Below are 14,713 nucleotides of genomic sequence, written 5' to 3'. Positions count from 1 at the left end.
GGCATGTTCGATCTGCGACGTTTTCTGCCGCTTGTGCTTCTTCCGATGCTTTCTTCCTGTTTGTGGATGAGCAGCGATACAGCCTCCCTTTTTGCGAGAGATGAGGTGCTCTCAGCTGAGGAGGCGCGGGGATACCTGAATACCGCCATTACGATCAATGCGAACAACTGTACCACGCTTTATAAACCGGCCCTCTTTTTGCTCGATGCAGGCTACGATCGCATCCTGACACGTCCTTTCTACTATAAAGAGAGCCTGGATACCTGCTTTGTCGCCCTTCTGCTCGTTCCGTGTCCGGCGGCGGAGCTGTCTGACACCGATGCCATGAATTACTACCGTTTCGTGTTGAATACCTGCAAGCCGCGTCCATACGAGCTGTAATCAGACCCGAAAATCCCCGAATTTCGGAAGTTTCGGGGAAAAACTTGCATCTTTTTTCCTTTACCTGAAAAAAAGAATCTCTACCTTTGAATTCAGGACTTCATTCGTCCGAAGCTGAATTGAGGTAAATGGTCATGCGTCCAGGTATTCGTACAGTCTCAGCACTTATCCTGCTTTTGTCGGTCACCGGCGTTGTGGCCCAGACCGAAGAGCGGCCCCTGAAAAAGCCCGAAGATTCGGCCCGGGAGTGCAAGAATCATCAGGAGTTTCGTAAGGCCGGCGCCGACGAGCTGATCCTGCCCGCCATCTCCTGGGGGAATAACCCTCAAGAAGGCGAATACCGTCGTGAGGTGGAGCGGCTTCTGAAGCTTGAGATTCAGAACGTCAATACGGCCATCCTCGACGTCGTCTCCAAACACAAAGAACTGATCAAGCTGTATCCCGAACTCAAACGGTATCAGGAAATCGTACTCGAAGACAATCCCGGCGCCTGGCGAGACGGCCTGCTTGTAAACTCAAAGAAGGTTCTTTCTCTGCACTATGCCGAAACGGGCGAAATAGATTGTATTGTTCTCGATTCGATGATCCGCGGCGTGAATAAATATGAGCTATGGACGCGCAAGATCATGCGCCTCTATTATCCGAGCATTCAAACGCTGCAGCTCGAAACAAGAACGCATAACCTGCGTATGCTCGAAAGCCTCGAAAATACCAGCCCGGAAGTGCAGCTGAAGGCGCTCCGCCTTGTATTCCAGAACCTGCGCACCGCCCTGTATTCGATGGATATGCTCATCGCCGCCTACTACGATCGTCGTAACAAGCGGAACGAGTGGCAGATCAACCTCTGACGCCGTACGCGCCGATGGGCCGGTGATTTTCCACCGGCTCAAGCTCTAAAGGCCGTATTTGCGCGCCAGGGAACGCCCGTGGGCGATTTCGTGCGCCGTCAGGATGTAGGTCCAGTCAAGAAGCGATACGGGCCCGAAAAGCGGATGCGGGAATCCCCGGCTGCGAAGCTCTTCAACCGTTCGGCCGCGAAAATTCTCTTCCAGTATCTGCATGGCTTTCGGAAGCTCTTTAAGCGAACGTTCCTTGCTCCATGTTTCTGTCGGCGAAACGCTTTCCGGATTCTTTGCTTTGCCAGGTTCCGATGCGCGACGAAAGAGCGATTTATACGAGAGCTTTTTTAGCTCCGATGCATCCATACCGATACGACCTTTCAGTGTCGCCGGAATCATACGCGCATAGCCATACTGCGTTTTATACAGATGCTCGGCATTCTGGCCGGCATTCCAGCCTCCTTGCGGCGAGGCTTCGACGAAGCCCCTGTCTTCGATGCTTTTTAATATCTGTTCTATCGTGGAGCGAACATTCTTCCAGGCCGCTAACAGCTCTTCGGGATTCTGAATGGCGTCGGGCAGGGGGATCTCAGACGGGAATTGTTCTTCTAACGACATATACACTCTCCTTCTTTTTTTTGTTGATGTGGTAGACCGATCGTTCTACTTTATGCCGGGCCGTCCATTCCGGCAAGCCTTTTTACACAATTTTGCTTTGCGGGCATCGCCGAGAAAGCAATCTGTCCGCATGAGCGAGCTTCCTGTTTTTCATGCAACGACCATCCTCTGTGTGCGTAAAAACGGCCAGACGGCCATGGGCGGCGACGGCCAGGTAAGCCTCGGCAACACCATCATGAAGGCCGGTGCGCGAAAGGTGCGTCGCCTTGAAGGGAAGAACATCATCGCCGGATTCGCCGGTAGCGCTGCCGACGCCTTTACGCTTTTCGAGCTTTTCGAGAAGAAGGTCGATCAGTATCGTTCGCAGCTCAGTCGGGCCGCCGTCGAGCTTGCCCGCGAATGGCGCACCGATCGCATGCTGCGTCGGCTTGAGGCGCTGCTTATCGTCGCCGATTCCGAAGAGTCCTTTTTGATCTCGGGAACGGGCGATGTGATCGCTCCCGATGACGGCATCCTCGCCATCGGCTCGGGCGGAAACTATGCGCTTGCCGCCGCCCGTGCTCTCGTTCACAACACTGATATGGACGCAAAGACCGTCGTCGAGTGCTCGATGAAAATCGCCGCCGACATCTGCGTCTTTACGAATAATAACCTGACGCTTGAAGTTCTGTAATCGATACGGTTAAACAAGCAGCACCGGGATCTCGCCGGCAAGCAATTGCAAATAGGTCGGATCACCGAGCCGGCCGCCGTCGGGCAAAACAAGCAGGTCGGCATGAAAGAGGCGGGCCCTTTGCACAAGCTGCTCGATTCCCGAAACGGACTGCGTTTGGATCGGCACCTGTAGCGTGCCGACCAGTTTCGTCAGCGCGTCGGCCGATAAAGCGGTCGGATGCAGAATCAGCAGCGGTCGCCGTTCCTGTTTTGCCAGTCTTTCGGCGACGGCCAGCGTTTGTTTTGAATGCGTTTCGTCGTCGATAAAGACTGCGATGGGGCCCGAAGATTTTTGCCGGGCCCAGTCGATAGAATGCACTCGCGTGTCGAAGAATCCCAGAAGCAGCATATCATCACCCTGGCGGCGGCTGTGCATGGCCTGAAAGGGATCTCCGCGAACCGTTTCAAAGCTGAACGAGAGTCGGTACTGCTGCGTTAACCGCTTGAGAAGAATTTCCAGTTCTCTCGCCTCACGGCGCAGATGGCGTTCGACATCGGTGGTTTCAAAGGCTCGCACATCGCCCGCCAGGAGACCGAGCTCCTTCGTGAGCGGAAGCGATGCCATACGCAGTATACGTTCGTCTTCAAGAAATAGCCCGGTGAGGTCAAGTTGTAGAGTAGAGGCGGCGCGCACGGCCCAGTGCACGGCTTTTCGTCCGCGCGACGAGCTATCGATCGAAAGAACGATACGGCGTCTCATGCCTCTCCCGCCTCGGAGGGCGTGGTCGACTCTTCGGACGGAGAAACGCCGGGTTTCTGCTCTTCACGCAGGCGCTTTCGCAGATCTGCGAACTCTTTCAGTCTTTGAAAGACCCGGCCGTTGATCGAGCTTTCGGGAAAGGCCCCCTGTTCATCGGCCACGCCGGCCGACTCTCCCGTCAGGATCTCAAGCGCCTCGTCGACCGTTCTTACGGCGTAAATATGAAAACGTCCGTCTTTCACCGCCTCGACGACTTCGTCCCGCAGCATGAGATGAGGCACGTTCGTCTCGGGGATGACGACTCCCTGGCTTCCGGTTAACCCTCGTTTGGAGCAGATGGTGAAGAATCCCTCGATCTTTTCGTTCACGCCGCCGATCGCCTGAACGTTCCCGAACTGATCGACCGAGCCGGTGATTGCATAACGCTGTAGAATGGGAATACCGGCCGTCGCCGAAAGGATGGCGCAGAGCTCGGCCGTTGAGGCGCTGTCTCCGTCGACCATGCCGTAGGTCTGTTCGAAGACCAGGCTGGCCGAAAGGGAGAGCGAGCCCTGAAGCCCGTAGCGTCTGCCGAGAAAAGAGCTGAGTATTAATACCCCTTTAGAGTGCAGCGCTCCGCCGAGCTTGACCTCGCGTTGTATATCAAGCACCTCGCCTTCACCCGGACGCACCGTCGCCGTAATGCGCGTAGGCGTGCCGAACGAGGTGTCGCCCGTCGAAAGAACGGAAAGGCCGTTCACCTGACCGATGACCGCTCCATCGGAATCGATACGCATTGTTCCGCGCAGAATCTGCTCAATGAGCATTTCGCGAATGCGACCGAGACGCCTTTCGCGGGCATTGCGCGCAAGATCGACATCATCGGCCAGGACGTGTGCATGTCCGTTCTTGCGTGCGAAATGATCGGCTTCGCGAATCAGATCGCAGAGCGATTCGGCGTGTGTATAAAGCTTTTGCTGATCGTCGGCCATGCGTCCCGAAGCCTCTATAATACGGGCCGCTCCGCTGCGATCAAAGGGCAGAAGATTCTCACGCCGGCAGAGCGAGGCGATAAAGCGGCACATCAGCAGATGGTTATCGTCGGTGCGCGGAATCTCGTCTTCAAGGTCGGCGGCGATCTTGAAAAGCTCCCGGAATTCCGGATCATAGGCCGAGAGCAGATAATAAAGCGAACGATCGCCGACGAGGATCACGCGGCCGGCGAAGGGAATGGGCTCGGGCTCAAGCGACACCGTGCTGACCATGCCATAGATCTGACCCGGAGATTCGATACGTATCTCGCCCGTAGAGAGCGTGCGTTTTAAAGCCTCATAGGCAAAGGGCTGCATCAGCAGCTTCTGAGCGTCGAGGATCAGATAGCCGCCGGCCGCTCGATGTAGAGCGCCTGCTTTGATCAGCGTAAAGTTCGTGATCAGGGCGCCAAGCTGGGCGATATGTTCGACTCGCCCGATCAGATTCGGATGCGTCGGCGACTCTTCATAAATAACGGGAGCCCCTCCGTTGGAGGCATGATCGACGACAAGGTTAACGCTGTAGCGTGTGAAATCGGTTTCTTGCGGAACGCCTGCCTCGGGCGGTCTGAAATCCTGCATGTGCTCGACGGCGTCTTTCTTCACCGCTTCAAGATATGTGAGCACGTCAGGGTACTGCGCCCAGGACGTGCGCAGATCGCTCATGCTATGACCGACGGCGAATTGGACGGCCTCTTCGCTTAACGCACGCAGCCGATCGGCCCTTTCGCGTCGCCAGACGTGAAACTGCCGGATGGCCTCCTGAAGCCTCTGCTGCAGGCGTTCCACTTCGGCTTCAAGATGGCGGCGATGATCTTCGGGCAGGCTCATGTACTGCTCGGGTGAGAGAACGTCGTCGAGTTTGTCGGGATTCAGCGGAGCAAGCGAGAATCCGCCCGGCGTCCGTAGAAGGGCTATCTTCTGTGAGGCCGCATCTTTACCGATCTCTTCCAGTGTTTTATTCTGCTTCTCGTTGAACTGATCTTCAATCTGTGAGAGTCGCATGCGAAACTCGTCGCTTTCAAAGGCGGCCGGTATGCCCGTTTTCAGATCTTCAAGCAGATGGCTCATGTCTTCGCGTAGCCGCACGCCCATTCCTGCCGGAAGGCGCAGAGCAAGAGGACGGTGCGGTTTTGCAAAGTTATGCACGTAGCACCAGTCGTCGGGCGTTTTCTCGTCGGGCGCTCTTCGCTCGAGAAGTTGAAAGATCAGCTTGCGCCGTCCGCTGCCCGTCGGGCCGAGCACGAATACGTTATACCCCGGTGATCGCATCGACAGCGCAAAATCGGCCGCCTCTTCGGCGCGCTCCTGACCGAGTCCGCCGGGCAGGTCGGCAAGATCGGCCGTCGTTTCAAAGGGAAGGGAATCTGGCATACAGCGCCGGATGAGCTTTTCAACGGGAAGCGAATTCACGGGCTCATGCTACGCGAATCGACGGAATTCGCAATCGTTTTTGTCGGGAGCTCGGTCACATTCGACTCGACTTCCTGATGGGAATGCAGGAGAATGGACGCATGAACGGATTTCGTTATTTTACTCTTGTACTGGCTTTTCTGTCCTCAACTGGCGGGCTTTTAGCACAGTCCGAGAATGGAACGAAGCCGTCGTACGGGCTCTCTGTTTTCCGTCAGACCTCGGTCATGCGGCCCTATGAGTATGACATTTCTTTTCCGTTCTATAATAAGGAGAAGCTGAGCGGCACGACGGAAACCCATTATCCCTTTCTTTTCTGGTATGAGTTCTCCAATCGCCTGCGTCTGGAGTTCACCGCATCGAAATTTCAGATCACCGACGGGCATTATAAAACCGTCGGCATCTTTCCGGCCGGCGTCTTTGAATGGACGACGGGCATTAATACCATCGACCGCTCACAGGAAACGCTTCAACTGCTTCGTTCGTATAACGTTTTCGGGATGCGTCTTTCACCGGGCATCGGCCTGCGTCATCAAAGGCGACAGGTATCGTTTCGATCCGCATCGAGCGTCGTGCATGAAGACATGAACGCCCTTATGCTTCAGGGAGCGTTGCGCCTTGAGATTCCATTGCCGGCCTCGTTCTCTCTGCAACTGGATGGTGCGGGCTACATCGGCGAAGGCCGGTTCAGGCCGGCACCGCTTGCCCATATCTCGTCGGACTGGCAGTATGCGTGGGTTCGACTATCCGATGAGCGAACAGGACAGGCGTCGGGCTATGAATGGAATGCAGCGTTCCACTATGCTCTGAACGAACACGTCAGCCTCTCCCTTGGCTACGGAGTCACGCAGGATTACCGGCATCTCTGGAATGATCCGTTCGTGAGTCTGTATCTCTCTGCGAATAACCCTCCGGCGGTTTATCTGTATGACCAATATGCGTTCGCCACGGGCATGCTGCGGGAGCGGATCAGCTCCTACTCGCTCGGCTTGCATGTTCGGCTGTAATGGGTACATGGACGAGCTGGCGCGACGGACCGTGAGATTCGCTGATTCAGAACGTATTCCAAAAGCCTTTCTCGAACGATACAGACTTCTGATGTTGCCGGATCTTCCCTGATTCCTCTCTGGTTTCGCGTCCAGAATATCATTTCCCGAGGGATTCCTGTCTATTTCAGTACGCAACATTGCAGATGATACGGGACAGGACAGGCCGCAGATCGTCTATTCGGCTGGACAGGCCCAGGGGGTCCCTCTTACAATCGGTTTGATGGTCGATATACTGGAATGCAGATACCTCCGTTTCCACGTAAATGCATTAACATAGCGTTGATTAGGTGGTAACCCCAAAACCGACGATGGCGGGGAGTAAGTCGAAAAATGAAGAGTTAAAAGACCCGTGTCAGTTGCCCCCAGGAGTAACCCAAAAACAGCAGAGCAGGTACTTTTGGGTCGATAAAAGACCTTTATAGTCACCCCCCCTTTTTCAGAAGACGCACCATCAGGAAAAAACGTCTCGTCGGAACGGAATACGACTTCTTCTAAGGAACATTTGCAACGCTTCGCCAATTCCATTCTCATTTCATCGATCAGTTCAATCGTATCTTCAGCGTGTGGACCTACAAAGAAGACGGATTGACCCTGAGGTGGAAGAATAACCAGTCTACAGGAACGATTTTCTTTCGCTACCACATGGCCCTTCTCAACACAGGCACCTATCAACACAGGCATGATGATTAAAGAGAAAAACGGCCTTGCTGATTTTTTCCAAAGCACAACCTGTGCCTTAATCAATATCCTGAGCCAATCAATCCCGGCAGCTACTGCACGCATTAGACTCCAGTCAAACTCAACGGCTTGCCACGTCTTCTCGTCTCTGACGAGCCTTCCAGGCGACGCGATATCTTGAGAAAACGAGGCCTTATCCGCAGGCGACTGTCCCTGACTATTCTTTGGTTGTAGATTATTTTTTTAAACCAAAGACAATAGGTATAGACTTACAATAGTACTTCACTTATAGTTCCAATCAGAAAGTTGGACCGCCTTCGGGCAACGACCACTCCCCCTGTCCGAGATGCTGGTTCTGCCAGAGCGAAGCTCGTGCAGGATTGCAATGAAGCGTATCGGCCAGGGCCAGGCCTTCTATTAGTTCATCGTTGCATGGTATTGAAAGAAGGGAGATCACGCAAAGATTCGCGTCTTTTTCCGTAACATAGGACTCAGCCAGGTCTTTCGGGAATTGCAACGAAAGGAAGGCATTATTGCCTGAGCGGAGGCTCTCGACGAAAAGAACCCACGAATTCTGTTGCCGCGTTGTTGGATCAAGATCGTATGAGCATCGCTCAAACGTCGCGAAAATGGCGAGGAAGCGCCTGTCCTCAAACTCCGCTCTGGTTACAACTTCGTCACCGTTTGCACCGGCGCATGAAGAAAGCAACATTAAAGGAAGAATTGTTGCCGCAAAAGCGTTAATTAAGGCGAACCTGTTTCTGCCCGTTTTTTTCATAGTTATACATCAGTTAAAAAATATTGATCTCTGTGGCCCGATCGAGAGGATCTTGTGGAGGGATTTGAGCTCTACAATAGAGATAGAAGGTAGAAAACATCTCACGGCCTTGAGCGGTGAGGGCGGCCTTCTCTGCCTCTGTTGCATTCGGAGGTCCCGGGAGCAATTCGTTTACTGCTAACCCGAGCAGCATTCCCTCACAATCCTCTTCTGTATACTCCGGATTGTAACACCCGGTCATGGCAAGAGGCGCGGCGCTTATTACAGAAAAGAGAATGGATTTCCAGAGTCTTTTCATCCAGGCCGATCCTCCTCTTGCGAGTTTAATACTGTCAGTATACTCTGATCTGACTTTCTGTCAAATACGGTTTTCGTGCTTCCCGAGCCTTTCGCTGTTACAGGGAATTCTTGAGTTCTCGAATTGCGAATAACTTCCTTGTGTATTCTTCGTGCCTCCGTGGTCTACTCTGCTCTTCTCTCGTCGCCTTCGCTCCTGCATGGAATCCCCGTCTATACCTCTGTGATCACCGTGGTATAACCGCCCTTTTTTTGATCGCTTTTTTTCGGACAGGCATTCAACTGGAATTAGCTGAACTGAATTCAGCAGGGGGGAAAGATGTCCGTTACTGCAACAAGAGAAACCGTCTCTGTGAATCCGGCCACGATGGAAGAGGTCGGGCGAGTCGTTCATACCGATATGAGCCGGCTGCCGGCGCTTTTTGCGAAGGCCCGCGAGGCGCAGAAGGCATGGGAGGCGACGCCGTTCTCCGTTCGCAAACGTCATATTCTGAAGATGCGCGACTACATCGTCGCGAACGCCGAAGAGCTGGCCGCCATCGTCAGCCGCGATAACGGCAAGTCGCGTATCGACGCCCTTGCCACCGAGGTCATTCCCTGCGCCCTTGCGGCGAACTGGTACGGCAAGCATGCGGCGTCGCACCTGAAGCCGAAGATGCTTCCCGGATCTTCGCTGCTCTTCTTTAACAAGAGGAATCAGATCATTCGTGTGCCGGTCGGCATCGTCGGCATCATCAGCCCCTGGAATTATCCGCTCTCCATTCCGTTTGGCGAGGTGGTGATGGCCCTCATGGCGGGTAACGCCGTCATGCTGAAGGTCGCCGCCGCTACGGTTCTTGTGGGCGAGGCCATCGATAAGATCGTCGCTGCCGGCGAGCTGCCTGAAGGCCTCTTCTCTCATATCGTCGGATCGGGCGCCGAGGTTAGCCGGGGATTCTTCGACAACGGTATCGATAAGATCTTTTTTACGGGCTCTGTTCCGACCGGTAAAAGATTGATGGCCGAGGCGGCGGCGACTCTAACGCCGCTTTCGCTGGAGCTGGGCGGAAAGGATCCGATGATCGTGCTACCCGACGCCGATCTTGAGCGAGCGACAAGCGGCGCCGCCTGGGCCGGATATCAAAACGCCGGACAGAGCTGCGGCGGCGTGGAGCGCATCTACGTGCATGAATCGGTCTATGATCGCTTTGTGGATATGCTCGCTGCGAAAACGAAGGCGATGCGCCACGGCCCTGATACCGGGCATGGCGTCGATATGGGGGCGATGACGACGAAAGAGCAGCTTGAAACGGTGCGCTCTCAGGTTGAGGCCGCCCTTTCAGCCGGTGCGAAGATCGTCGCGCAGTCGCAGCCTGCAGGGGCCGATAAAGGATGGTTTTATCCGGCGACTTTGATGACCGGCGTGAATCATTCAATGGAGATCATGCGCGAAGAGACGTTCGGTCCGGTGTTGCCCGTTATGAAGTTCCGTGATATCGAAGAGGCGATCCGGCTGGCGAACGACTCGACGATGGCGTTAACCTCATCGGTATGGACGCGCAACCTCTCTGAGGGACGCAGGATCGCCGCAAAGCTGCATAGCGGAGTGACGACGATCAACGACCATCTTTACACGCACGGACAGTCCGAGACGCCATGGGGCGGCTGGAAGGAGTCAGGACTCGGGCGCACGCATTCGCATCTCGGCCTCGATGAGATGACGCATGCGAAACTGGTGAACTGGGATTTTCTCTCGCCCAGTCGTAATCTGTGGTGGTTCCCGTTTGATGAACGCACGTATACAGCGCTGCTTCAGGCCCTTCGTTTCGTCATGTCGCCCTCTCTCTTTGCGCGGATGGGTAACGGTCTGAAGCTTACGGGCTTCATGGTTCGTAAGATGTTCAGTCCCTGGAGAGTATGATATGATTCCTGTTACGACGATGCAGGGAGCGCGGCTGCTCCGTTATGGAACGCCTGCCGATATGCCGGTGCAGGAGGTCGAGTTACCCGCTCTGCAACCGGGGCAGGTCTTGATTCGCATGGCCTATGCGTCCATCAATCCATCCGACCTTGCCTTTTTATCAGGGCAGTACGGTATTAAGAAAAAGCTGCCTGCGGTGCCGGGCTTTGAGGGCAGCGGAACCGTCGTCGCCTATGGTGGAGGGTGGAGTCGTTTTCTTGTGGGACGTCGCGTGGCCTGCGCCTCCAGTTCGGGAGACGGCACCTGGGCGCAATACATGGTCGCCGATGCGAAGGGATGTATTCCGTTGCGTCGCAGCGTTAGTCTGGAACAGGGATCGTCGCTCATCGTGAATCCGATGACGGCGGTGGCGATGTATAACATCTTCGAGAAAGGACGTCATGGCGCCCTGATCCAGACGGCGGCGGCAAGCGCCCTGGGCGGAATGATCCGGAAGCTGGCCGCGGTAAACGGTCGGCCTGTGATCAATATCGTGCGGCGCGACGAGCAGGTGAATACGCTTGAAGAGCAGGGAGCGCAGTACGTATTAAACAGCACTGCTCCCGATTTTGAGCGAAAGCTTGCCGTTCTTGCGCGTAAGCTTCAGGCGACGATGGCCGTCGATGCCGTCGGTGGAGCGCTCACACAGCAGCTTGTCGGTTGTATGCCGGCCTTCTCGACGGTTCTCGTGTACGGTGGGTTATCCGGCGAGGCCTGTGCTCTTTCGCCGGGTCTTCTGATCTTTAAAGAGGCGCAGATTCGCGGATTCTGGCTTTCGCTCTGGTTACAGAAGCAGTCCGCTCTCAGTCTGATGCGGCTCGGATGGTCGGTGCAGAAGCATCTTGCAGGCGAGCTCAAGACCGAGGTGCGCCGCATTTATCCCCTTGCAGAGATCCATGCGGCGATTGAAGACTACAGCCGTCAGATGAGCGGCGGTAAGGTGCTGATTAACTGCAATCCGTAGCCTATTGTGGCGCCGGCTGCTGCGTGTCGTCGCCGAAAAGCTGATAGGTCGCCGCTCCGTAAAGAATAAGGCCGTAGGCGAAAACAAAGAGAAGCAGGAAGACGCAGGCCGGGATCAGAATGATTGCAAGGGATCCCGTTAAGGCAGAAAGGGCGATGCCAAAAGCAAGGATGGCGAAGCCGATAATCATAACAATAGTTATCAGGAATAGATACAGGGCGAGCTTGAGATGATGCGGCCCCGTCAATTGCCAGCTCGACTTAAAGGCCTGCCCGATGCCGCTTTCGCGTAGTATTACAAGCGGCAGAACCATCTGCACCCTTCCCCAAAAATAGAGGGCAAAAGGGTATCCTGCGTAGCCCAGGAAAACGCGCCAGATATTTTCTGCATCGTATATCTGCTCTTGCTTTGCCTTCAGTCCGGCCATATAGGAGGACATGTTTTCCATGACGTTCTCTGTTGGAAAACCCTCAAACAGGTAGAGCATTTGCGGAAGGCTAAAAGGGATTGTGATAAGATAATAGAGTATGAAGAGGCTGATGGCCGTGACAAGGGTCGATCCATAAGACCGAAATCCTAAGAACAGGTCGCCAACCGAAGCCTCCCGGCGTATTAAGCGATAGCCGATGACTGTGTAGGAGGCAAAAAATACCGGAAAAACCATGATAGTTAAGATGATCCACAGACCCAGCACGATCTCGGTCAGGCGAAAAATCACTCCGAGCAGCGTGACGGCAAAAACAATGACGAACGAAATAATGACCATCAGTAAAAGAATACCGAGTGCCAGGCCGAACTTCTTTCCGAACGTCGACGTTGCCAGGCTGAAGGCCCGGCTGATGCTGAATGTGCCCGCTCCGAAATCATCGTCCGGCTGCAGATTTGCTTGAGGAGGTTGGTACACGTTGTCCATAGAAAAGCAGATGTCTGATTCGCTTGAATCAGTCAATTGCATTGTCTGCGAGATGCGAGCAAGAATTCAAAAAAATGGGTGACGGCAGCTTTGCCGTGATTACAGTGCAGCCATGTTTGGTATTCCCGCCGTTCTGCTTCTTCTGGTGCTTTTTGTCATCTGGAAGACCTTTATCATCGTTCCTCACCAGCATGCTTTCATTAAAGAAAGGCTGGGGAATTACAGCGCCACCCTCGGGTCTGGCTTCCATTTCCTGATTCCGATCGTCGATCGTGTCGCCTACAGGCATACTCTGAAGGAAGAGAGCATCGATGTTCCCCCTCAGATATGTATTACCAAAGATAACGTTCAGGTAGAGGTGGACGGAATCCTCTATATCAAGGTCGTCGATCCGAAGCTGGCCTCGTATGGCATCAGCGACTATCGCTTTGCCTCGATTCAGCTTGCGCAAACGAACATGCGTTCAGAGATCGGTAAGCTTGATCTCGATCATACGCTGATGGAGCGCGAAACGATCAACGATAACATCATTCGAGCCCTTGACCTTGCCAGCGATCCGTGGGGCGTGAAGGTTACCCGTTACGAGATCAAGAATATCATGCCGCCGAAAACCGTGCTTGCAACGATGGAAAAGCAGATGACGGCGGAGCGCGATAAACGAGCCGAGATCTTTCATTCTGAGGGAGAGCGTTCGGCGACGATCAACAGATCCGAAGGCGATAAGGTCGAGTCGATCAACGTCTCTGAAGGCGAGAAGATGCGACGCATCAACGAGGCTGAAGGCCGTGCCCGGCAGATCGAGCTTGTGGCCGAGGCTACGGCAGAATCGATCCGCCTTGTGGCCGCCGCTATTGCGCGACCGGGCGGCGATGATGCGATGAAGCTGCGTATTGCCGAAGAGTTTATTCGTGAATTCGGCGACGTCGTCGAAACCTCGAAGACGCAGGTCATTCCTCTTGGCCCGGCTGTCATTCAGAGCTTCTTTCAGGGCGTGTCAGGTATTACCGAGGCCATGAAAACCGACAGCGGACAGTTTCCGCGACCGCCGAAGACGCCGAAGCAATAAGGCGCAGGAGAATTACAATGGGTATGTTAGATACAATAGGCTTGATTTTTTACGTTATTCTCTTCATTTATGTTGCCTTCAAGTTCGCGCGGGCCATCCGCATCGTACCGGCGCAGGACGTTTACATCGTCGAGCGATTGGGCAAATACCGCACAAGTCTCTATGCAGGCTTTCATCCGCTGATTCCGTTTTTTGATAACGTAGAATATATTCTCACGTTAAAAGAAGAGGCCATTGACGTTCCGTCGCAGAACTGCATTACGAAAGATAACGTTTTGATTCGCGTGGATGGCATCATCTACATGAAGGTCATCGATCCTTACAAGGCAGCCTATCACGTCGCCGACTATCGTTATGCGCTGATTCAGCTTGCGCAGACGACCATGCGCGCCGCCTTCGGCTCGCTCGAACTCGATCGTACCTTTGAAGAACGTGAGTCGATCAACGCTCAGATTGTGCGCGTGGTAGACGAGGCCGCCGATAACTGGGGCATCAACATCCTGCGTTATGAGATTCAGAACATCACGCCTCCGCAGACGGTTCTGGCTTCGATGGAGAAGCAGATGACGGCCGAGCGAGATAAGCGAGCCGTGATTGCCAGGTCCGAAGGCGATATGCGTTCGATGATCAACCGATCCGAGGGCTTGAAGCAGGAACTCATTAACAAGTCAGAAGGTGAGAAACAGAAGCTGATCAATGAGGCCGAAGGACAGGCACAGGAGGTGCTTGCAATCGCACGGGCGACGGCGGCCGGTATTGAGAAAATCGCCGCATCCATCGAGATGACGGGCGGACGCCAGGCCGTGTACCTCAGCCTGGCTCAGGAATATCTGCAAAAAATCGGCGGAATCGCCCGTCCTGAGAATACGGTCATCCTGCCGATGGATATAGGAAGCCTGGACGATATTATGAAAGGGCTTGATCATTTCGCCGGTGATAAACATCGAGGATAAATGGCCGTTAAAAAGTCCGAGCGCAAAGAGAAAACTCCCCGGAAGGCTGGCGATCCGGCTCCGGGAATAGAAGAGGAGCTGGAAGGCTCGGAAGAGAATCCCATCGCCGCTCTCGGGCGGCGAATGAATCGCATTCAGGGGCAGGTCGTCGGCATCGGAAAGATGATCGAAGACCAGCGCACCTGTGTGGATATTCTGAACCAGATCAGCGCCGTGAAGTCGGCCCTTGACGGGGTGGCGATGGCCATTCTCGAAAAGCAGGCCTACCAGTGTTTTCAGGAGACCGTCGACCCCGACGAGAGCAAGCGTTCGCTGCAGGAATTCATCGATATCGTGCGCAAGTATGCGCGTTGATCGGCGCGTTGCTCTCAGGGGTTGAAATTCCTTGACCGCATCGGCCT

Annotated in this window: 16 protein-coding genes; 9 read left to right on the top strand and 7 right to left on the bottom strand. The window is 54.5% G+C overall.

Annotation, left to right across the window (positions count from 1 at the left end; all coding sequences use genetic code 11):
- The first annotated feature begins 3 nt into the window (after positions 1–3).
- Positions 4–381: a hypothetical protein gene (locus LEPIL_RS10940; protein WP_002772544.1), complete on the top strand. Its 378-nt coding sequence runs from the start codon at positions 4–6 to the stop codon at positions 379–381.
- Between the two features lie 134 nt (positions 382–515).
- Positions 516–1,229, top strand: a complete 714-nt coding sequence (locus tag LEPIL_RS10935; RefSeq protein ID WP_002772543.1) for a hypothetical protein — start codon at positions 516–518, stop codon at positions 1,227–1,229.
- Positions 1,230–1,274: 45 nt separating this feature from the next.
- Here the strand turns inward: LEPIL_RS10935 and LEPIL_RS10930 are convergent, their stop codons facing one another.
- Positions 1,275–1,838, bottom strand: coding sequence for a DinB family protein (locus LEPIL_RS10930; RefSeq protein WP_002772542.1), 564 nt, complete (start codon positions 1,836–1,838; stop codon positions 1,275–1,277).
- Positions 1,839–1,968: 130 nt separating this feature from the next.
- Between LEPIL_RS10930 and hslV the strand changes: the two genes are divergently transcribed.
- A complete protein-coding gene (gene hslV, locus LEPIL_RS10925; protein ID WP_002772541.1) occupies positions 1,969–2,511 on the top strand; it encodes an ATP-dependent protease subunit HslV in 543 nt (180 codons plus the stop codon).
- A gap of 9 nt (positions 2,512–2,520) precedes the next feature.
- Here the strand turns inward: hslV and LEPIL_RS10920 are convergent, their stop codons facing one another.
- Together LEPIL_RS10920 and LEPIL_RS10915 are read right to left on the bottom strand one after the other, a co-directional pair.
- The gene (locus LEPIL_RS10920) at positions 2,521–3,252 is read right to left on the bottom strand and encodes a universal stress protein (protein WP_002772540.1); all 732 of its coding nucleotides are present in this window, start codon (positions 3,250–3,252) and stop codon (positions 2,521–2,523) included.
- Positions 3,249–5,636, bottom strand: coding sequence for a Lon protease family protein (locus LEPIL_RS10915; protein WP_052608508.1), 2,388 nt, complete (start codon positions 5,634–5,636; stop codon positions 3,249–3,251). The genes LEPIL_RS10920 and LEPIL_RS10915 overlap by 4 nt, the downstream gene beginning before the upstream one ends.
- A gap of 140 nt (positions 5,637–5,776) precedes the next feature.
- Here LEPIL_RS10915 and LEPIL_RS10910 point away from each other — a divergent pair, with 140 nt between their 5' ends.
- Entirely contained in the window at positions 5,777–6,682 is a 906-nt protein-coding gene (locus tag LEPIL_RS10910) for an LA_2444/LA_4059 family outer membrane protein (RefSeq protein ID WP_002772538.1), read from the top strand.
- A 216-nt stretch (positions 6,683–6,898) separates the two neighbouring features.
- On the opposite strand, the gene LEPIL_RS23455 is transcribed toward LEPIL_RS10910, so the two are convergent.
- From LEPIL_RS23455 to LEPIL_RS10900, 3 genes are all read right to left on the bottom strand, one after another.
- Positions 6,899–7,507 carry a hypothetical protein gene (locus LEPIL_RS23455; RefSeq protein WP_002772537.1) on the bottom strand — a complete coding sequence of 203 codons (609 nt, stop codon included), beginning with the start codon at positions 7,505–7,507 and terminating at the stop codon, positions 6,899–6,901.
- A gap of 193 nt (positions 7,508–7,700) precedes the next feature.
- Entirely contained in the window at positions 7,701–8,180 is a 480-nt protein-coding gene (locus LEPIL_RS10905) for a hypothetical protein (protein WP_002772536.1), read from the bottom strand.
- A gap of 13 nt (positions 8,181–8,193) precedes the next feature.
- Positions 8,194–8,478, bottom strand: a complete 285-nt coding sequence (locus LEPIL_RS10900; RefSeq protein WP_002772534.1) for a hypothetical protein — start codon at positions 8,476–8,478, stop codon at positions 8,194–8,196.
- 318 nt (positions 8,479–8,796) lie between these two features.
- Here LEPIL_RS10900 and LEPIL_RS10895 point away from each other — a divergent pair, with 318 nt between their 5' ends.
- A complete protein-coding gene (locus LEPIL_RS10895; protein ID WP_002772533.1) occupies positions 8,797–10,377 on the top strand; it encodes an aldehyde dehydrogenase family protein in 1,581 nt (526 codons plus the stop codon).
- 1 nt (position 10,378) lies between these two features.
- Positions 10,379–11,380 carry a zinc-binding dehydrogenase gene (locus LEPIL_RS10890; RefSeq protein ID WP_002772530.1) on the top strand — a complete coding sequence of 334 codons (1,002 nt, stop codon included), beginning with the start codon at positions 10,379–10,381 and terminating at the stop codon, positions 11,378–11,380.
- Between the two features lies 1 nt (position 11,381).
- Here LEPIL_RS10890 and LEPIL_RS10885 read toward each other — a convergent pair whose 3' ends face one another.
- Positions 11,382–12,293, bottom strand: a complete 912-nt coding sequence (locus LEPIL_RS10885; RefSeq protein WP_002772529.1) for a glycerophosphoryl diester phosphodiesterase membrane domain-containing protein — start codon at positions 12,291–12,293, stop codon at positions 11,382–11,384.
- Between the two features lie 112 nt (positions 12,294–12,405).
- On the opposite strand from LEPIL_RS10885, the gene LEPIL_RS10880 reads away from it, so the two are divergent.
- The 3 genes from LEPIL_RS10880 to LEPIL_RS10870 are packed head-to-tail and all read left to right on the top strand — an operon-like array spanning position 12,406 to position 14,666.
- The gene (locus tag LEPIL_RS10880; protein WP_002772528.1) at positions 12,406–13,359 is read left to right on the top strand and encodes an SPFH domain-containing protein; all 954 of its coding nucleotides are present in this window, start codon (positions 12,406–12,408) and stop codon (positions 13,357–13,359) included.
- A gap of 17 nt (positions 13,360–13,376) precedes the next feature.
- A complete protein-coding gene (locus LEPIL_RS10875) occupies positions 13,377–14,312 on the top strand; it encodes an SPFH domain-containing protein (protein ID WP_002772526.1) in 936 nt (311 codons plus the stop codon).
- Positions 14,313–14,666, top strand: coding sequence for a metal-sensitive transcriptional regulator (locus tag LEPIL_RS10870; protein WP_002772525.1), 354 nt, complete (start codon positions 14,313–14,315; stop codon positions 14,664–14,666).
- The last annotated feature ends 47 nt before the right edge of the window (positions 14,667–14,713 follow it).

This window comes from Leptonema illini DSM 21528 (assembly GCF_000243335.1).
Lineage (GTDB): Bacteria > Spirochaetota > Leptospiria > Leptospirales > Leptonemataceae > Leptonema > Leptonema illini.
The sequence above is the reverse complement of the archived record's forward strand: the minus strand, read 5'-3'. Positions and strand labels throughout refer to the sequence as shown.